The organism is Tardiphaga sp. GW822-FHT04G09 (genome assembly GCF_058800725.1).
In genome coordinates this window covers 14,514-32,976 of record NZ_JBXAMO010000023.1, presented here as the reverse complement: position 1 = coordinate 32,976, position 18,463 = coordinate 14,514, and the positions used below count along the sequence as shown (strand labels likewise).

The window sequence follows — 18,463 nt, the reverse complement described above, 5'->3', positions numbered from 1 at the left end:
TATGGTTCAGGTGCGCTTGGTCTTGTTCGGCGCGGGCGTGCCGAAGAGCGCGTCCTTGATGTCTTTCAGCCCCGATGACAATTTGGACCATCCGCAGGTAAGCGGCTCGATCGCGCAGTCCGGCTCCTTGGCACGCACCTTGGGCCGAGGACGAGGTAACACGACTGGCTTCGCGTCGCTTGGGGTTTCCGCGGTCTGTCGAAAGTCCGTTTCGAGCGCGGCCTGGGTTTGCACCTCGCGCTGTTTCTCAGCGAAGGCCGCGACAATGACGCTGCGACGCTGATTGTCCAGATAGGTCTTGTACTGCTCGTCGATCGCCTTCTGCTCGGCCGTGGTTGGGTTCGGACCAGCGATATCGAAGCTGCGGTTCTGCATGAAGTCGTGATACGTATAGCCGCCGCCGCGCTTGCGCCGTCCGGCGAACTTGCTTTCGCAATCCGATAGCGCCGCAGCCTTGGTGTCTTTCGAAACCGTCGATTTCTCGATGCGCTCGGCGCAATCTTCATAGTCCGCAGGTGCGGCAGTCCACCATTGCGCAAGAGCAGGCGAAGACATCAGCGCGAGACCGGCGAATGATGCGGTCGTCAGTAGCGCAAATGTGAGCGACTTGTATGCGGACGAATGAGCCACTTGGGTTCCGATGTTGGTAACAAGCCCAATTCTCGCCATTTGTGGGCCGTTTTTCAACCTCGGATGTGTTACTTCTCCCCGCTTTTGGAGCAAGTGCAGCATCACCGCATCAGTACGGTCATGTAGTCGGTAGATCGGCGCCATTTCGCGATACCGCACTGATGTGGAAGTACTTTCAGGCAGAGATCTCTTGCTGCTCTCATATCACCGAAATTGATGACCTCAGTATTTCGAACTGTTCTCGACAGTAGTTTCGCGTCGCTACAGCGCGCGATCACCTACACGGGACCACACGTAGTTCACGATGAGCTACGTCCGACAGTGGTCGTGTGGTTTCGTTTCGCGGGTCTGCGACTCTATCGGACAACAGGCACGGAAAAGGAGCGGTCCGTCTGGGCCGCCCCTTTCTCAGATGTCCGTTATATTACTGGCAGATGTGCCGTCGACCATCCTCGCCGCGGAACCAGGTTCCCGGCTGACAAACGAAGCCCATGCGCTTTGCATAGGAATCGCGCTGGACGCCACTGTAGCCGTCATAGGAATTGTAGCTGTTCCGGAATGGCGCAGTTGCGATGGCCCCGGCCGTGCCGGCTACACCCACGGCACCGCCCACTACGCCTGCCGTTACGTCACCCGGCCAGAAGCCCGAATCACGATAGCCGTTATTGGCCGTTTCGGCTCGATATTCCTGCGTGGCCTGTGTCCGGCGATTCATCGGATCCTTTGCCATCACCGGCGTAGCCATCAAGCCAGAGGCCACGGCAGCAGCGGCAAGAAGTTTCATCTTTGTCATGTGGGATTCTCCATCGTTATTGTGACAGCCAGCCAACGACGGGCGGTACGAGGCGTTCCGCAATAGATGTCCGGGCCTGTCAAAGGAATGTGACGTCAGTTCCGGACCCGTCCTGTTTGAGCTATCAATGGGTAGCGATGATCAAACGGCTCTGATATGGAACTGTCCATGCCCGGTGCTCCTGACCGGGATCGCGGTCCCGTAGCTCAGCCGGATAGAGCGACGGTTTCCTAAACCGTAGGTCGGAAGTTCGAGTCTTCCCGGGATCGCCAACGATAAAGTCGCGAATATCCCCGTAAATATGGGCTTTTCCGCAAAAGACGGCCGGCCATAGACATCGATTTCGGGTCGATCCGGTCGATTCCGTGTGCTCCGTATGGTTCGAGCAGTAACAAGGGGTTACACACAGTCACGTCTGCTCCATGCAACACCGATGCAACACTGGTAGCTCAGCCAATGGGATAAGCTCGTCGCACTTCCGATGGCGTCCATCGAAAAGCCGCGGGCACTTGCTCGGTGAGACATGCCGTTTTCCGCCGTCTCCGCAGCGTTCAATTGCTCCCCGCAAAATAGCCGTAGGTGCGCCCATCCGTTTCGGTGGGCAGTCGGTGGCAATCGGCTAGACGCTGGTAGCCTCTGCCACGGATGGCCATCTTCGGCTCGCATGCGAGTTCTGCCCTAAGCGCGCATGTTAGCGTCGACGCAATAGTTGTAGGTCGCGGCTTCGCGCTGATCTCATCCACCGGCGATCCGGAAGTAAGGATTTTGGTTACGGGCGTTCGGGCTCCAGCGGTGGCGGGTCATTGAGAGCCGTCGAGGACTTGTTGCGTAGCGCACAACACGGAGCCTGAGAGGAAGCGCAATGCTTTGCTTCGGCGAAGGACGTTCGGAATGTCGGGCCTGTCCGCCCGAGATATACCCGGAGTACGACCGCGGCCATATTGGGCGGTGCGTAACTCGCACAGGGCGTTTTCTATGCTTGAAGTTGTGATTAGTCTGAATGACTAGTTCTACGAAAGGTGCGTCATTGCTCTCGGAGATCCGTGGCCGGACGCCGCAACCGGATCGAGCAATGAAGCTAAAAACCGTCTACGCCAGGTTCTACAAATCCTTCAACTTCGATCATCTCAGAAAGGCACATCCGGACGCCAAGCCGAAGCCGTGGGAGCATTTCGCAGGCACCTGGTATCCTTACGTCGAAGTACCCGTCGACAGGGAGATCACCACCGTCGTCGGGGCGAACGAGTCGGGAAAAAGCCATCTGTTGAGCGCCATCAAGAAGGCGATCACGGGCCTGGACTTCAAACAGAGGGACCTCTGCAGATATTCTCCCTTCTTCAACGTGGAAAGAGGCCAGGAGTGCTGGCCCCACCTGGGCGTCTCATGGGAAGAAGTCACGCCAGCGGAAGCGAAACAGATCAGGGCGTCGCTTGCAGGCGGCCCTGAGGTGTTCGAGCACTTCCTCATGTTCAGGGAAGGGCCGGAAATTCTCGTGGTGCACCTTCCCGACGGAAAGGGCGGTTTTCATGCGGAGCGTCTGGAGGGCAAGCAGGCTCTCGCGTTCGGCGATGACGTGCTGCCACAACCGTTCGAAATCCATCCCGACGTCGCTCTTCCAAGCTCGGTACCGTTGAATTGGCTCCTCGACCCTACGGCCGTGAACGGCGCGCTCGCATCCCGCAGCACCCGATCCGCGCTTCTGGAATCCATCGGTATCATTGCGCGCCAGTGGGCACCAGATCACGCTCAACTGGCGCAAGCCGCACCGACGATATTCAACTCCCTCAATCCATATTTCGGAGCGAACGGCAAACTGACGCAGTCCGGAGAGCTGATCTCGCAAGAGTCCCTGATCCTGGCACGCGACCTCCTCATCCGGCTCGGCAACGTGGAGCCGGCCCGGCTGAAAGACCTTTCCGATGCGATCGCCGAGGGCGAGGATGGACATGCCAATGCACTGGTGACTCGCATCAACGAGCAACTGGCAAGGCAGCTCAACTTTCCCAAATGGTGGGTTCAAGATCGGGATTTCTCACTGCGTGTCACACCGCGGGAAATGGACCTGGTCTTCACGATCCGGGACCGCACCGGTACCGAATACACGTTCGGAGAGCGCAGCAGTGGCCTGAAGTACTTTCTATCCTATCTAATCCAGTCGCAATCGCGTGAGCGCACACATCGGCGCTCGCAGATTTTGCTGATGGACGAGCCTGACACGTACCTCTCCGCCGAGGCTCAGCAGGACCTACTGAAGATATTCGACGACTTCGCCTTCCCTGCGGCGAATGTGGCGCCGATCCAAGTCGTCTTCGTCACGCATTCCCCCTTTCTTATCGACAAAAACCATGCCGATCGCATCCGGGTGCTGGAGAAGGGAAAGGGTCTCGACGGAACGCGGGTCATCCGGAACGCGACCCAAAACCACTACGAGCCGCTGCGTTCGGCATTCGGCGCGTTCGTCGGAGAAACGGCATTCATCGGGGCCTGCAACCTGCTGATCGAGGGAGCTGCGGACCAGATCATCCTCTCAGGTGCAGCGAGATTGACGCGTTCCGGGGGCGGGTCGGAGAGCGAAACACTCGATCTCAATCGTTTGGTACTCGTGCCAGCAGGGTCAGCGAGCCAGATTCCCTACATGCTTTATCTGATCCGCGGGCGCGATGCCGACAAGCCGCCAGTCATCGTGCTGTTGGATTCGGACGAGAGCGGGAATGCGGCGACGCGGCAGATGCGCAAGAACGACAGGAAAATGCGAAGGCTGATCGACGGCGATCACGTCGTTCAACTCGGCGACATCGAGGGGTTGTTCGAAACCAAGCCGGCAAGCATCGAAATCGAAGACCTGATTCCACCGATCCTGGCCGTTGCAGCGGCGAATGGTTTCCTCACGGAGGTCAGCAAGTTCCGGGACATGGCGCCATCAAAGCTGACGATAGCTGAGTTCAGCGCTCAAGCGGCGACCGGAACGGGAGTGTTCGACACTGTCAATGCTATCGCCGACCGTCACGGTCTGCATGTCGAAAAAATCGGATTTGCCCGCGCCGTGATAGATCAATGCCGCATGGGAAGTCCGGTAGAAGAGCTGTCTGAAGATATCGAACTTTTCCTTCACCGTATGCGGATCCTGTTCCGAGCGCTGAATACGCAACGACGTCGGGCGGAAAGGGAAAATCTAAAGGAGCGGGTCGGATCCCGAGTGGACCGCCAACAGACCATCTTCCTCCGCGATCATCCAAGCCAGGCAACAAAGGAACAAGGGCTGGTCTGCCTGGAAAACATTGAAGTGGTGCTCGACGACTCACTCGAAGCTGACGTCGTGAAATCGGAATTGAACAAACTCAGGAAGGTCTACAATCTCGATGGTGCCCCACGCGAGCCGATCGTCGGGTACGAGGCTTTCGCGGCGTCCCTCAAGGCGCTGAAGGATGCATTTGCTCTTTCTCGATCCACAGCGGACTGAGATATTCGGCCCGAGATCGGCAGAAAAATGCGTACGCGTGACACTGGCTCACCAGCGCCGGTTAGAGAAGGGCCTACCGGTTCGAAGCTTGCCGTGCAAGCCACGCTGGCCCGACCATGCAATGAAGGCGACGGCAACGGCTGCTAGGACAAATCGATTATTGTATCAGTGATTCAATTGTCGTTCAGGAAACACGATCCTTAGATGCCCAGCGCTGATCGTAGCTGTGAACGTCCGTTCTTCTTGAGCGTCTTGATCTCGATGTCGTATGCCCCGATCGCCTTACGATCTTCTGTTTACGGCCAGATCCGGCAGAAACCAAAATACACAGTCACAAAACTTGCCCAATACCCCTGAACCATGGAGTACGCGCGAAGCGTCTGGTACGGGTCGTCGGCCGTCTAGCCCGACGCGGCGCCCGAGCGGGCCGGCGCGAAGGCGACGAGCACGAGCGGACAAATGCCACCTGATAGGATGAATCCCAGTGCGCCGAGGAGCAACCCGTCGGGACGAAACGCCATCTCGAAACTGTCGCGAGTCTGGCGGTAGAGATCCGGCTCCGCCTGGAATGACACCGTCACGATGCGATTGAGCGTTCCAGCCCGTGTCATCGTCCGCTCCTGATCCTGCAGGCGCGCGAACCGTGCCACGTTGGCTCGCATGTCCTGGCCTGATCCCGGATGAAGGGCTCCGCATTGTTATCCATGACGGCGAGAGCGCCCGCGCGGTCCATCCTCCGCCGCGCGGCGCTCGCATCGAAGTGTTTCACTAGGACAGTTCGTTGATCGCGCCGCCCAGCCGTTGCAAGTACTGCTGCGCGAACTCCGGTGCCTGCGAGAGATAGAACGCGAAAAGGCCTGAAACGATCGCCGCAGCGGCGATGGCGAGGATGCGCATGTGGACCTCTCCTTTTCCGTGCATGAACGTCGGGCCAGCCGACTCATCGTATCGCGAATCTATTGGCGATCCGCGAAATCGGCAATCGCGGCCGGCTCATCGCCCCCAGATCGAGGGTTTTCGGATGCCTGACGATGTCGCCCGAACAGTTGGGGGGGGGAAATCGCGGACGCGTGCAGGTAGTTCCAATCTTCGTAGGCGGACTTCCCGATCGCACCGGCGACCAGGGCCTTCGGTTCACGCCGGCATGAAGGACGCGTTGAAGCGGTCGTAGATGAAGAGCGAACTCGACGCCCGGAGGACCTGGGGAGCGACTTCGAACTCGAACAATCTAATCGAATTGCCGTATTGGCGATGCAGGTCGCTCGACGCGCTTCCGGTGCAGGTGACCTTCACGCCGGCATAGTCCACTTCCTGGTTGCGGTGCAGGTGACCCGCGATGATGTGCTTCACGCCGAGTTCTCTAGCCTTGTCGAGCACGAGCTCGGCGGACCTGAGCTTCAGACCAGGATCGATGTCCAGAAAGGGCGGGAAATGGAGAAGCCATACGACCGCCACGTCGGCGGCCTCTTCGCGCAGTCGAAGCGTCTCGCGCTCCAGGCCCGCAAGCGTCGCGACATGGCACTCGCCGTTCCCCCACATGCTCGGCGACCAGGCCGCGCCGTCCATCAGACAGAAGTCGGCCGCGACCAGACCCAAGGCGCCGTCCGCCTTGGGAAGCAGGAGGCATTGAACCCCGCCCAGCCCCTTGGTCCAGTAGTCGGCGAAGACCACATCGAAGTTGAGGCTGCCGGGCCGTCTCAGCGTTCCCTCGAACCGATCGTGATTTCCCGGCATGGCGAAGACCGCGGTCCGGGAGCGATCGATGTTGGCGACCGTGGGATAGCCGTCCGAGGTCATGAAGTCGGCGGGGGAATGAGGCTGCCCCTCCAGGAATTCGAGTGCGGCCGACAGATTGCGCATTTCGCCGTCGTCCGCGAGGTCGCCGGTCAGGAGCAGGGCGTCGGTCGTCGCGCTCCGCTGCATGATGAATTCGGCGGTGGCCCTGAGCAGTGGCAGCCGGGCCCTTCCGGGACTGAGGCGCTGAGTGGCCATCCAACGGGCCAACTCGCCGCCCTCATCGACGTCGGGCGGAATCGAAACGTGCAGATCGGTCACCTGCAGAAGCCGGAAACGTGCCATGATTAGCGGAGATCGCCGAGTGCGTGGGCGTCAGCTCCACTCGATGCGCGCAGGCCTCTCCCAGTCTTCGTGGGTCTCGGACTTGCGCGCGTTCAGATCGAACGTGACGGTTTTTCCGCTTAGCAGAAGCCGTCCCCACTGCCCAGAGATGTTTCCGCCTGCCGCGAGATGCGCCCGGATATCGTTCTCGAGGATCGCCAAAGCCGTCTCCAGAGTGTCGATTCGGAATGGCAGATTTTCCGCAAATTCCAGAGTGAACGCGTAGTCAAAACCTTCATGCTCGGCGACGAGCGGAACGGCGTGGTCGCCGGCCATGCGAACGCGCTTGGCATAGGAGGCGATGGTTTCCACAATCCGTTCCGCCAGCATCGTCCGCGCCTCGCTGCGGAGTTCGATGTCAGCCTGCGCGTCGATCTGGTGGTGCAGCACGCTCGCATGCGTCCTCAATCCGCGGTGAAGCAGATCCACGAGCCGCTCGCTTGGACGGAAGGCGCCCTCCATCGAAGGCTGGGAGGCGAATGTCCCCGCAGGCACTATCGTCCGGCCGGGGCGGCTGGCAAAGGCGTCTTCTGCGAAAGCGTGCAGGTGAAGGTTCGGGAGATCTGTTTTCCCCCACGCGGAAGGGCGCTGCGGACCGTCCGATGCGGCGTCCAGATCGTGGAAAGAGCGCGCGAAATCGAGAGAGATGTCCAAATCGAACGACCGGTCCGCCGTCTCCTGATAGCCGACGCGCCGGGCGAACCCGTCCAAAGTGGCGTAGACGATCAGGCCCACCCACAGGCTCGCGGCCTCGTCCTCGGCCGGCAATGCCCACTTCACTAGCGAGGTCTCCCGGACGTCGTCCGCGATGAAAGCCGTCACGGGTATGCCCGCGCCGGCTGCCTCCTCGATGACTTCGCGTTTATGAAGGCCGTCCAGGACTATGATCATGTCCGGACGCTGGTGCAGACGGTGCGCACCTTCGAGAAAATGCGCCAGCCGGTTTCGCTCCTGCTTCAGACGTCTGATCGCAGGGCGTTTGCGCCCCTCGCCGGCGTCCGAAAGTACGTGGGCGAGCTCGTGTAGCCTCGCGAAGTTCGCCTGCCAGTTCTGCAGCGTCCCCGGAATCCAATCGCCGAGAAAATGCTGACAACTAAGTTTGGCGGCTTCCTTGGCGACCCGGCGCGTTTTGGAATCCGCTCCGAAGAAGACGATGTTTCCGCCGCGGGCGACCACTTCGCGCACGTCGACCATGACCGCGCGAAGAACGGACTCGTCGATCTTGATTTCGCTTCCGACGTCGTCCGGTCCAGGGCTCCCCCGCGGTCGGCGGGTCGCCGGAAGTCCCTCGATCTTGAGATCAATCATCGTGGACCGATGCCTCAGGGGCGGTTTTGCAGGACGTGCCGCCCGTCGTCGGGGTGCGGGGCAGAGCGAGCCGGCGCTCGGCCGCACTTAAGATAGAAGAAAAGTGCATTAAAGTCAAAGGCTTGCAACTCCGGTCCGCCCCGGGACCGCGGTCGGTGTTCTTTCCGGAGCACCACAAGTTTGAACGTAGAGCATGCCCGGCATTGCGCAAGTACCAAGGACGCGCCGGCGACACGTTCCGTCTTCGCCGCGCCAGGAGCGAGCCGCGGAATCTCTCGATGTCGATCCACTAACCCGGCTGCGGATCACTCGCCCATGACGAGCTCGGCGGACCGTTCGATCGCCTTCGCGACGTCCATGCGGGCCTCGAAGAGATACCCGTACGTGTCGAAGGTGAGGTCGATCGAGGCATGACCCATCATCGTCTGAATGCGTTTCGGCGAGAAACCCGCTTCGATCCAAACCGAGGCGCAGAAGTGGCGGAGAGCGTGCATTCCGAACTTAGCCACCGTCTTGACCTGTTTGGAGCCGTTCTTCGCGGTCGGCTTCCTCAACGTGACGCCGGCGGCGATCTGCGCAAGGCGCAGCCACCGGCACATGATGTTCGAGTGGTTCTGAACCGTCCCTTTCGACGTCGGAAAGACCAGGTCGAGGTGGCTGTCGGGACAACGCGTCTTCCACTGCTTCAACACCGTCGCCACCAACTTCGGAAAGACGATGTCGCGGGTGCCGGCGTCGGACTTGGGCGTGTCGATGTTTCCCCACCGATCGGCGCGCCGCACGACCGAGAGCTGATTGGTCTTGAAGTTGATGTCGCTCCAGGCCAAGGCGCGGATTTCCGAGCCCCGCAGACCGCAGAAGACGAGCACGAAGAGCATGGCGAGCCAGTCGGGCCACTTGGCAGTGGTGGCCTCGATGGTCTTGTGCACTTCCGCGATCGTCGGCATCGGGGGCCGCTTCTTCTTCCGCTTGCCGTGCTTGTACGGGGTGAGCTTGATGACGTTCTTGACGACCCAGCCCATCGATTGCGCGTAGCTGAGGACGGCGCCGACCTCGATGCGCACGCGGCGGACGATGTCCCGGGAGAGGGACTTGTCGAGAACGTCCTCGTAGAACCTGGTGGCATCGGCGACCGTCAGTTCGCCAATCCTGCGGTCGCCCAGCAACGGCACCGAGTAGTCCTTCAGCCTCTGCTCGTAGACGTCCACGGTGGAGCGCTCCAGATTGCGTCGACAATCCTTGATCCAGGCCTCGGACGCTTCGCGGAAGGTGACGGACTCCCTGGCGGGCACATGCGTTCCCGCCGCGATCTCGGTCCGCGCGCCGACCAGCCAGGCGTCAGCCTCCCGCCGCGTCCGGAACTGCTTATGCCGTCGCTTCTTCTTGAGGTCGCGATAGTCCACCTGCCACACGGTGTTACCGCTCGGCATCACGCGTTTACGGATGTTTGCCACTTGACCCTCGTTCCAAATGGGACTATCCCATTTGACTAATGGGAAAATCCCATTTGGCTCGGTATGTCAAGCGTGGTGTGATGGCGAATTCTCGGAAGTTGGTGGAGTGCGTGTCGGAAACGACGCGCGAGCCAATATCGAAAGTGACGGGATACATGCGGGAGCTCAGGGAGGCCGACAAAGGCCTGGTGAGCGTGGGGGGACGCGGGCCGACTGCGCCGGACATGACCTTCGCCGACGGTGCGGCTCTACTTTGCGCGATCTTCGGATCCCAATCCGTGCAGGGTAGCGCGAAGACCGTCCTCGATCTGAAATCTCTTCCGAGCATGCATCAGGTGCGCCGCGCGCCGCGCAAATACGAATACGACGACCGGCGTTTCTTCCCTGTGTTCACGCTCGAGCTCGAACGGGAGCACGATGTCGTGCAAGGCCTGGCCGCAGCGCTCGGGCTGTTCGCGCGGGAAGATGAGGTCCGCCGCCATTCCGAGAATCCGTTCGTCAGGGACGCGGACATCTTCGCGCGTTTCGAAGTCCATTCTCCCGAGCCTTTCGCCTCGATGACCGTGGGCGTCCGCGGCCTCTTCTCAGAAGTCTGGACGTATGGACGGAAGGGCGCCGCCGATACGCGCCGGATACACCAATGCGGCGATGCGACGTTGCGGAAGATCGCGGCGTGCCTGGCGGGTTCATGAGCAGGCCGACGAAAGAACTTCCGACAGATGCCGACCTTCTCGGTGGTGGCGACGAGATCACCCGTTTCCTGTTCGGCGCGGTCGATGAGCGTCTGCGGCGAAAGGTCTACCACCTGAAGGAATGCCACGAACTGCCCGCTTTCAAGGTCGGGCAGACCTTGTTCGCACGAAAGACGAAACTTCTCGAATGGATAGAGGCCAACGAAAAGCGGCCGCGGAAATGAAGCCGGAATCCAGGATGCATCAGGCGGATCACCCTTCCTTCGACGCCCAGGCACGGTCGCGTGCCGCGCACTACCGTTCCGCGTCGTTCCGCGACGCGACGGCGCGCATTCTCGACATCGACGTCGGATTGCTCGGCCAGCGGCTGGACGCCGTGCTGGACGCGAACCTCATTCCACATCACGCCCGGTACGCGGATGCGTCGGCCAGGGACCTGGCGGTCATGCTCATGGCTTTCGCGTCAATCGCCGTCGAAGATTGGACGCCCCGAACGGCGGATCGCCTGTACATCATGGACTTCCAGTGCCAGTTCGGAGAGGACGTCGATCGCAAGGGAAGCGGCTCGGCTTCGGCCGAAATCGACGACGCGGAGCCAGCCTTCGGACCGCAGTTCGCCAAGCTGCTGGGAGCGGACAGGGACGATGTTCCACCGGCGCAACCGCATATCAGGATCGGTGGTGCGCAGAATGAATTGTACGGCACGATCTGCCTGCGACCGTCCGGCCTGGATGTCACCAACCTGTATTCGACGGCCAGCGCCTTCCGCGAACTCCACGACGGCGTCGTGAGGCTCACCGACGTCGAGCTGGAGCTTGAATGGCAGTTCGATGTCGCTCACGCGACGATCCGCGAGCTGGCGGCGGCCATGGCTCCGCCGCGATATTCCGACGATGTCGATCGCCGCGGCGGGTCGTAGCCGCGCGGACGCGAGTGGCCCACAGATGCCGCCATGCATCCCCACGCCTGAAGATCCAGTCCGGCTCGGGTCGCGCGGTCCCCTGGGCGTCGCCGGCCGCAAGGATCGTTTCCGCGCCTGGCTCTCGACGCGGCCAAACGTCGTCGCGCGCCTCAGCAGCGTATCGTGCGCCTCACGGGCACCGCCGGCATATTCCGCGCGACAGGGAGCCGATGGGCTTGAGCCCGATACTTTTCCGCAAAGATGGGTGCTATAGAACGGCTTGGAGATCCACATGTCGGCGGGCGCGGCGTCGACTCTCGCCGATCGGACCAGGCATCGCGCGCCGTCGAGCGCGCGGCGACCCGAAGCATCCGTGATGGCCAGGCCGGGATACGATCCGAGCGGCACTACAGAGAATTTCAGGTCATGTCCGGCGGCATAAGCGCGATCAAAGGGTTCGACTACCAGGCGACGGTCGCTCTGGAACTGCTATTCGATCACTTCGACCAACATGGCGCGAATGCCGTGGTGCGCCCCGAAAACATCGACGATCTCGATCTGCACTGGATGGACGGCCCGGTCGAACGACGTCGGTACGTCCAGGTCAAGAAGCCGACGCAGGATCAGAACGGTCGCGACAATCCGTCTCCGTGGACGTTGTCCGAAACGATAGCGGACCTGTTGCCCCAGACGATCGCGCATCTCGCGGGCAATGCCTTCGAGCAGTCCTGGATCCTCGGCGACGAGGTCAAAGCCGACGTTCGGTCGCTGGTCGAGGCCGGCGACGACGCTCCGCTGAAGGCGCCACACCCGTACTGGACCGTCGTGCACGCGCTCGCCCGGGCCTCGGCAATCAAGGGTTCGCGGCTCGACGCCGCGGCGAAACGGCGGCTGGAGCGGGTGAGGACACCGCCCACGATGTCGGTGGAGGCGGCGGCCGCGCTCTCCGCGATCATCGCGGAATTCGCGACTCAGGCGAAGAACTGCGGCGCTCCCGGAGACGTGGCATCCCGCTACGAAACCGAGGCGAAGCGACTGCACGCTTCGCTTCCCGACATTCTCGCTCGAACCTCCATCCGTTGCACGTACGGCAGCGAGGAGGAGGTCGCGCTGCGCGTCTTCGGTCTGCTCGAAACGAAGTACGCGCTCCCCAGGACCGTGGTCGAAGACACGCTCTTCCGCAATCTGCGCGGATTCATCAGCGACATCTCAAAGATGCCGGGACGGGGGTTCGACCGGGAGGAATTCGAACTCGAGCTTCGTTCGGTCTGGCCCCACATGATCACGGTCAGGCGGCCACCGCCTCTCGAGCAGGGGCACGTCGACAGAGCGGACATCGCGGCGCCGCTGACGACCGCGTGGTCCGGCGTGGCGGTGGAAGTGGTCGGCATCTCCGGCTCGGGCAAGACGATGCTCGCTTCCGAGATCACCGGCCATGCCCAGATCACGGATCCCGGGCGGGCGGTGTACTACGCCGAGGTCAAGAGCGAGACCAGGTTCCGCGACGTGCTGGTCGGCGTCGGATTTCATCTCAGGCGCGCAGGAGCGCCGGAGCTGTTCGCGGCCTCGATCGACGCCGTCGGTTCCAAAGACGAAACGTTGACGCGGCTCGGGGAATATCTATCCGAACTGAAGCAGGAAACGCTCATCCTTCTTGATTTCGTCGACGGAGATTGTTCCGACGTCTTCGCGCGCCACCTCGCAACCTTCGCGCGGGCTTTGGCTTCGCGGAAGCCGCGACCTTCGCATTGCCGGGTCGCAGCGTTCGGCCAAGCCAGTGCCTTCCGTGAACTCAACCGCGCGGAGAGGGATACCATCGGCATACGCCGGATCGACGTCCGGGGATTCGCCTACGAGGAGTTCGTGCAGCTGGTCTCCTTGCGGCATCCGGCCCCCGACCGGGCAGCATTGTGGGACATCCATCAGCGCGTCACGGCCGGGCGGGAGGCGGGACTGTTCGCCAGACTCGCAAACGCGCTCGCAGCGGCGCCGACGCTGGCGGACATGGCGGCGCTTTCCAGAAGCGATCCGCAGGACGTGCTTCCCAAGGCGGAACAACGAAGGTTCGCGCGGGTGACGCCCGGCGCGCGCTCCGCCGCCGAGAAGCTCGTCTGTTTCGCCGTGCCATTCGAGCGCAGGGACGCGGAAGCCGTCTTCCCGGAGGACAACGTGGGCCTCGCCATCAACGAGCTGTCGGAATTGGGGCTGTTGCGCTCGTCCGGCGAAGGACTGCTCGAGATGCACGAGACGGTGCGGGCGGGCCTCGAAGTCCTGCTGGCGATCGAATTGCGCAGATCCGCGCATGCGGCCTTGGCACGGTGGTACGGAACGCGCGAACAAGTCACGACGCGGATACTCCACCTGGAAAAGGCCGGGATGCGAGACGCGGCGCACGACCAGGCGCGCGACGCATTCCTCCGGGGCGAGCATTGGGGTGCGCTCGCCCCGTATGTCGAGCGCTTGAATCTGGTATCCGCCCACGAACTGCTTCCGCTCGTCGCCTCCGCCGAACCCGTAGGCGAGATCTACCTGCTCGCCTACCTCTTCCGAAGGCTTCAGGGGCCGCCCGACTTCGCCACGCTGCTTGCCGTACTCGCTGCGGACATGGCGCGTTTCCACGACGACTACCAGTGGGGATCGGCGGTGGTCGACGCGCTGCTCCAGACGAAACCGGACGGTCTGCACGAAGTCCTCTGTCTCGTGATGGCGTCGGATCCGGACCCGCGACGGCTGCAATCCGGCATCTTCCGCCTAGCCACCGCCGCCCGCCGCGCAGGGTGCAGGATCGGCACGGCCACGCTCGGGCTGTTTTCGGCACGGCCACGGGAGCAGAAGCGTGCGTTGATGCCGCTCATGGTGGTCGACTGGCGCAGAGATGTGCTGAAGCCCGTCCTCGAATTTCTCGCCAAGGACAATCCCGACGACGACCGCGGCGGGCACTTCGAACGTTTCTCGTTGCGGACCGGGTCGATGGACGACACCATCGAATTCCTCGCCGCCATGCCGCCGGTGCAGGTATCCGCCATGCTGTCGACCCGATCGCCTCTTCTCGGCCCGTTCGCCGGGCCGATCTGGGCGGTCCGCCGGGCAATCCGCGATCACTGCGTCGCGATACTGGCCGATGCGGATGCGGCCCCGGTCGTATCGCTGAACGCCATCCGGGTTCTCGCCGGTCTGGGCGAGCCGACGATCGGCACCGCGTGCGAACCGCTGGTTTCGCGCGACGGCGCGGTCGGTACCTTGGCGCGATTGGCGCCCGCTCTGGTTCCAGGTTTCAACGACGAACCGCGATACGAAGCCCGGTTGTTCGACGCCGCCGCCCCGATGACGGACCGGATCTTCGCGCTCGTCGTCCTTTCGCTCGTCGGCGCCGATCTGGGGGCGCTGCACCGGAGGCTGATGGCGGCCGGCGAGGCGGAAGAGCTCTGGGACATGCCTTTCGCGATGGCGTGCTGCCGCGCGCCGTTCGTCGAGGCACTTCCGATGATCGCGCGCCTGATGAGGGCGGCGGACGGCAAGTCGCCCGGCACGGTCGTCGTTCCGGCGTTGCTCAAGCTCGGCGAACTGCCTTCGCCGGAGGTCACGAGGCTGTTCATCGAGGCTTTGACCCACCCGGACGGCCGCATCCGCACCTGCGCCGAAATCGGCTTGAGCCGGCGCCGCGCGCGGCCGGCTTTGCCGGCATTGGTCGGGAGGCTCGGGAACGCCCGGGACGGAGATTCCGCGGCGTCGCTCGCGGTGGCGATCGTCGCCTCCGGAGCGCGCGGCGAGGCGGATCTGCGGTCGGATCACGCCGGTTTCCCGAACGTGATGCTCTGGCGATGCATACTGGCCGGGCGCGTGCGCGATGCGTCCTCCGCCGACGAACTCGTCGCTATCGCCTGCGACGGGAGACTCGGCTGGCAACTGCGCAGAGCGGCCGTCTTCTCCGCCGGCAAGCTGCCCTACGATCTCGCCCTGAGCCGCATGGTCCCCGTTCTGATGAGCGAACGGTCGCCGTTCGGTCTGGATGCGCACTTGTCCCTGGCGGGCCATCAGAACGTCTCCTGGCTCGTTCTGTCCTCGCCACGCGACGTGTCGAGCGCGTTCATGCGGGGAAAGGCATTGTTCTGCGACGTGTTCGGAACGTTGCTGGACGATACATTCGCCGACCTGATGGACCCGGCCGGCGTTCCGGCCGGCGCCGCCGCCGCCGGGTGGCTGTTCGACAGGCTGCAGCACCATGGGTGGCCTTCGGCCGCGCAGGCCCCCGATCGGGTCGTCGACGAGCTCAACATACCCATGCTGCAGGCGTCGGTTCTGCGCGCGCTGCGCATGTGCGGTCGAGCCGATCTGATCGAGCGGCAGATCGGGCTATCGGACAGCGCCTTCATCTCCATCAAGGGCGTGCTGGAGAGATTGCGGTGCGCCGAACGCGACGACGGTCTGAAGTCGCGATTGAAGGCGCTCGTGGCATCGTCCGCCGTCGCCGGCAACGATCGGCTGGAGCGGATCGTCGAGGAGATACGCTTCGCCGTGCCGGACGCCGGGCCGGTCCCCGGCACGGCGGCCCCGTCCGCCGAGGCCCTGTCGCCCCCGAGCGAGACCGCCTGCGATCTGGTCCTGCGCGCGCTTTCGGATCCCGGTTGCGGCGTGACACTCACGGCCCCCCTCGTGCTCGGACCTGCAAGCGCCGACCAGTTCGAACGCCTCGTGCGGCTGGCGGCGCCGGTCAACGATGCGTCGAATTCGGAGGAGCGGTTCGCACCGGGCGTGAGTTTCACCCGCGACGGCTACGTCGCATCCCGGCGGACCCACACCTCGCGCGGCGGCGGCGATCCGATCCGCCTCGTCGCGAGACCTGCGATCTCGGCGGCCGCGCCGGCCGGGGACGTCGTTCCATGGCACGAGGATCTGACCGTGGGATACGCCGCGAGCGCCTACGTGCCGGCCTTCCTGGCCTGTCTCGGAGCGAAAGGCGAAAGCCACCGCCTGTATTCCGAGATCGATGCGCGTCCCGACGCGTTGCTGCCCTTCCTGTGCAATCCGGTTCACGCCCGGCCGGTGGCGGGCTTCGTGGACGCCCGTCTGGCGCCCTTCCTTTTGCGCTACGCCTCCACCGGCACCGACGACATCTTCGAGGGCCTCTGCTCGCTCGCCCTCCGCATCGAGGGGCCGGAGATCGATCCCGTGCTCGCCGCGCTTTTCCACCGCTGGGCCGGCAGGTTCGATCCGATCGATCCGGATCCCCGGTTAGACGCCGCCCATCAATTCTGGCGGGGCTTCGACCGCCTCGCGGAGCATCCGCGCTTCGAGGAGATCAAGGATTGGCAACCGAAGCTGGCCGAGGTCTCGGGCATGCCGATGGGTTGGTACCACCGCGAGCGGCTCACGCGGGTGCTCGAACGCGATCCACGGTCGTACGTGAAGATCGAAGGGCTGCTGATCAGGGCGAGCAATTGGGAGCACTCATATCAGCATGAGATCGACCGGCTGGACCAAGCAGCCCAGCGACTGTTCGACAGCCCGATCGAGCCCTGAGGCGGCTCCGAACCGGAAGGCGGATCGAGAGCATGCCGAAAGACCCGTCGCCGCCCGCTGTGCGGAAATCCCGGCAAAGCCGCGACGAAGATCTTGCCCGATACGACCGGTAGCTGAAGCGCCTCGATCTCTGCGGCAGAACGCTCATGCCGGCTCCCCTAGACCATCGCCCCGGCGATTTCGGACCTACGTCTTCCCGCGCACGGCGGTGGTTGTTTTTCCCGCCTTTCACGATCCGCGGCCGTTCATCCATCGTCCCGTGCGGCTCTCGACCGGCCTCCTTGCCGGAGGGGTCGCCTGCCGACGTGAATACGACGCCGAGATCGTCCTCCGTGCATCGTCCAGGCCGTCCGAGTTTTGACGCCGGGGGGGATCGATGCGTCCCGGCGGCGTGGTCTCGATCGGCGCTATCTCATCCGCGTGATGCCCGTCCCCGCGGCAAGCCCTGATCAATCCGAGCAAGCTGCGCCGCCTCAAGCAGGATAGGCGCGAGCACGTCGTCGCGCGTCGAGGTGTCGGCCAATTGCCTAAAAATTTAGGGAGATCGTTAACCACGCGTTAACCATCACGAGAGACGCAAGCGAGGTTCGGGCACATGGCGCTAACAAATCGTCTCGCTTCGGGATATGTGATATATCCCATAATACAAACGGAAGGCCCACATGCGTTACGAAAACTACATCGGCAGCTGGAAGTGGCGGACCAATCCCGCGCGCGTCCTCGAGATGACCTCGGCCGCCGGCAAATGCCGGATCTGCTCGGCGGAAGGCGACGCGACGTCCCCGCTCGAAGCCCATCACGCCACCTACGAACGCCTCGGCGCCGAGATCGAAGGGGATCTGATCGCGTTGTGCCGCCCGTGCCATGTCGAGGTGACGTGCTTCCTGCGCCGTCGCCGCTACGCCCGGCGTCCCGCCCTGCGCGCCGACGTGCGCTCGATGCGCGACTTCCGGACGCCGCTCAACGATCCCACCCGGGGACCGTCGCGATGAACGCCGAGCAGATCAGGATCCGAATCGTCGGCCGCAGGCGGCTCATCATGCACTCGTCCCGTCTCGCCGATCCGCTCGATCCGATCGCGAAGGAGCTCAAGCGCCTCACCTCGAAGAAGGCGAAGACGGAGGCGGATCACGAGCAGATCGGGAAGGTCGAATGGCACGGCGGTCTCTGGCTTCACGAAGGCGCGCCCTGCATTCCCTGCGAGGCGTTGATGGCGACGTTCGTGCAGGCCGCGCGGCTCGTCCGCCGCGGACCCCAGGCGACCGCCGGCCTCGTCGTGGAGGAGCACGCGCCGCTGGTCTACGAGGGCTCCCGCGACATGGACGAACTGTACCTGGACGAGCGTTTCCGTCTAAGGGTCCCGGTCCGCGTGACCAACGCGAAGACCATGCGCACTCGCCCCTGCTTCAACTTCTGGAGCGCGACCTTCACGGCGCAATTCCTGCCGTCGCTGCTGAACCGCGCCGAGGTGCGGGAGATCTACGAACTGGCGAGCTACGCACGCGGTCTCGGAGACTGGAGGCCGCAAAACGGAACCTACACCGTCGAAGTGCTCGACGGGTGACGGAGACGGCGGGGCGTGTCCCG

Annotated in this window: 14 protein-coding genes and 1 tRNA gene; 8 read left to right on the top strand and 7 right to left on the bottom strand. The window is 63.1% G+C overall.

Features of this window, described 5'->3' with window-relative positions:
- Positions 1-6 precede the first annotated feature (6 nt).
- Positions 7-774, bottom strand: a complete 768-nt coding sequence (locus AC1RLZ_RS26745; RefSeq protein WP_493191094.1) for a hypothetical protein — start codon at positions 772-774, stop codon at positions 7-9.
- 280 nt (positions 775-1,054) lie between these two features.
- Complete coding sequence (locus tag AC1RLZ_RS26740) at positions 1,055-1,423, bottom strand: hypothetical protein (protein ID WP_493191093.1); 369 nt, start codon at positions 1,421-1,423, stop codon at positions 1,055-1,057.
- A 195-nt stretch (positions 1,424-1,618) separates the two neighbouring features.
- Between AC1RLZ_RS26740 and AC1RLZ_RS26735 the strand changes: the two genes are divergently transcribed.
- Positions 1,619-1,695 (top strand) — tRNA-Arg (locus AC1RLZ_RS26735).
- Positions 1,696-2,495: 800 nt separating this feature from the next.
- A complete protein-coding gene (locus AC1RLZ_RS26730; protein WP_493191092.1) occupies positions 2,496-4,883 on the top strand; it encodes an AAA family ATPase in 2,388 nt (795 codons plus the stop codon).
- A 401-nt stretch (positions 4,884-5,284) separates the two neighbouring features.
- Here AC1RLZ_RS26730 and AC1RLZ_RS26725 read toward each other — a convergent pair whose 3' ends face one another.
- From AC1RLZ_RS26725 to AC1RLZ_RS26705, 5 genes are all read right to left on the bottom strand, one after another.
- Positions 5,285-5,545 carry a DUF2937 family protein gene (locus AC1RLZ_RS26725; RefSeq protein WP_493191091.1) on the bottom strand — a complete coding sequence of 87 codons (261 nt, stop codon included), beginning with the start codon at positions 5,543-5,545 and terminating at the stop codon, positions 5,285-5,287.
- A gap of 106 nt (positions 5,546-5,651) precedes the next feature.
- Positions 5,652-5,780, bottom strand: a complete 129-nt coding sequence (locus AC1RLZ_RS26720; protein WP_493191090.1) for a DUF2937 family protein — start codon at positions 5,778-5,780, stop codon at positions 5,652-5,654.
- Between the two features lie 237 nt (positions 5,781-6,017).
- On the bottom strand, positions 6,018-6,962 hold the full coding sequence (locus tag AC1RLZ_RS26715; protein WP_493191089.1) for a metallophosphoesterase family protein: 945 nt from the start codon (positions 6,960-6,962) through the stop codon (positions 6,018-6,020).
- A gap of 30 nt (positions 6,963-6,992) precedes the next feature.
- On the bottom strand, positions 6,993-8,309 hold the full coding sequence (locus AC1RLZ_RS26710) for a 30S ribosomal protein S2 (RefSeq protein WP_493191088.1): 1,317 nt from the start codon (positions 8,307-8,309) through the stop codon (positions 6,993-6,995).
- A gap of 305 nt (positions 8,310-8,614) precedes the next feature.
- The gene (locus AC1RLZ_RS26705) at positions 8,615-9,763 is read right to left on the bottom strand and encodes a tyrosine-type recombinase/integrase (RefSeq protein ID WP_493191087.1); all 1,149 of its coding nucleotides are present in this window, start codon (positions 9,761-9,763) and stop codon (positions 8,615-8,617) included.
- 110 nt (positions 9,764-9,873) lie between these two features.
- Here AC1RLZ_RS26705 and AC1RLZ_RS26700 point away from each other — a divergent pair, with 110 nt between their 5' ends.
- From AC1RLZ_RS26700 to AC1RLZ_RS26675, 6 genes are all read left to right on the top strand, one after another.
- On the top strand, positions 9,874-10,455 hold the full coding sequence (locus tag AC1RLZ_RS26700) for a hypothetical protein (RefSeq protein ID WP_493191086.1): 582 nt from the start codon (positions 9,874-9,876) through the stop codon (positions 10,453-10,455).
- Complete coding sequence (locus AC1RLZ_RS26695) at positions 10,452-10,679, top strand: DNA-binding protein (RefSeq protein ID WP_493191085.1); 228 nt, start codon at positions 10,452-10,454, stop codon at positions 10,677-10,679. Before AC1RLZ_RS26700 ends, AC1RLZ_RS26695 begins: the two co-directional genes overlap by 4 nt.
- A 14-nt stretch (positions 10,680-10,693) precedes the next feature.
- The gene (locus AC1RLZ_RS26690) at positions 10,694-11,374 is read left to right on the top strand and encodes a hypothetical protein (RefSeq protein WP_493191084.1); all 681 of its coding nucleotides are present in this window, start codon (positions 10,694-10,696) and stop codon (positions 11,372-11,374) included.
- 408 nt (positions 11,375-11,782) lie between these two features.
- A complete protein-coding gene (locus AC1RLZ_RS26685) occupies positions 11,783-16,876 on the top strand; it encodes a hypothetical protein (RefSeq protein WP_493191083.1) in 5,094 nt (1,697 codons plus the stop codon).
- 662 nt (positions 16,877-17,538) lie between these two features.
- Complete coding sequence (locus AC1RLZ_RS26680; RefSeq protein WP_493191082.1) at positions 17,539-17,868, top strand: HNH endonuclease; 330 nt, start codon at positions 17,539-17,541, stop codon at positions 17,866-17,868.
- Complete coding sequence (locus AC1RLZ_RS26675; protein WP_493191081.1) at positions 17,865-18,440, top strand: hypothetical protein; 576 nt, start codon at positions 17,865-17,867, stop codon at positions 18,438-18,440. Before AC1RLZ_RS26680 ends, AC1RLZ_RS26675 begins: the two co-directional genes overlap by 4 nt.
- Positions 18,441-18,463: the final 23 nt, after the last annotated feature.

Excerpts from the sequence above, each read along its gene's own strand:
- AC1RLZ_RS26715 (WP_493191089.1), bottom strand. The coding sequence starts at position 6,962 with ATGGCACGTTTCCGGCTTCTGCAGGTGACCGATCTGCACGTTTCGATT.
- AC1RLZ_RS26725 (WP_493191091.1), bottom strand. The coding sequence starts at position 5,545 with ATGCGAGCCAACGTGGCACGGTTCGCGCGCCTGCAGGATCAGGAGCGG.
- AC1RLZ_RS26710 (WP_493191088.1), bottom strand. The coding sequence starts at position 8,309 with ATGATTGATCTCAAGATCGAGGGACTTCCGGCGACCCGCCGACCGCGG.
- AC1RLZ_RS26675 (WP_493191081.1), top strand. The coding sequence starts at position 17,865 with ATGAACGCCGAGCAGATCAGGATCCGAATCGTCGGCCGCAGGCGGCTC.
- AC1RLZ_RS26745 (WP_493191094.1), bottom strand. The coding sequence starts at position 774 with ATGGCGCCGATCTACCGACTACATGACCGTACTGATGCGGTGATGCTG.
- AC1RLZ_RS26690 (WP_493191084.1), top strand. The coding sequence starts at position 10,694 with ATGCATCAGGCGGATCACCCTTCCTTCGACGCCCAGGCACGGTCGCGT.
- AC1RLZ_RS26680 (WP_493191082.1), top strand. The coding sequence starts at position 17,539 with ATGCGTTACGAAAACTACATCGGCAGCTGGAAGTGGCGGACCAATCCC.
- AC1RLZ_RS26730 (WP_493191092.1), top strand. The coding sequence starts at position 2,496 with ATGAAGCTAAAAACCGTCTACGCCAGGTTCTACAAATCCTTCAACTTC.
- AC1RLZ_RS26720 (WP_493191090.1), bottom strand. The coding sequence starts at position 5,780 with ATGCGCATCCTCGCCATCGCCGCTGCGGCGATCGTTTCAGGCCTTTTC.
- AC1RLZ_RS26740 (WP_493191093.1), bottom strand. The coding sequence starts at position 1,423 with ATGACAAAGATGAAACTTCTTGCCGCTGCTGCCGTGGCCTCTGGCTTG.
- AC1RLZ_RS26695 (WP_493191085.1), top strand. The coding sequence starts at position 10,452 with ATGAGCAGGCCGACGAAAGAACTTCCGACAGATGCCGACCTTCTCGGT.
- AC1RLZ_RS26685 (WP_493191083.1), top strand. The coding sequence starts at position 11,783 with ATGTCCGGCGGCATAAGCGCGATCAAAGGGTTCGACTACCAGGCGACG.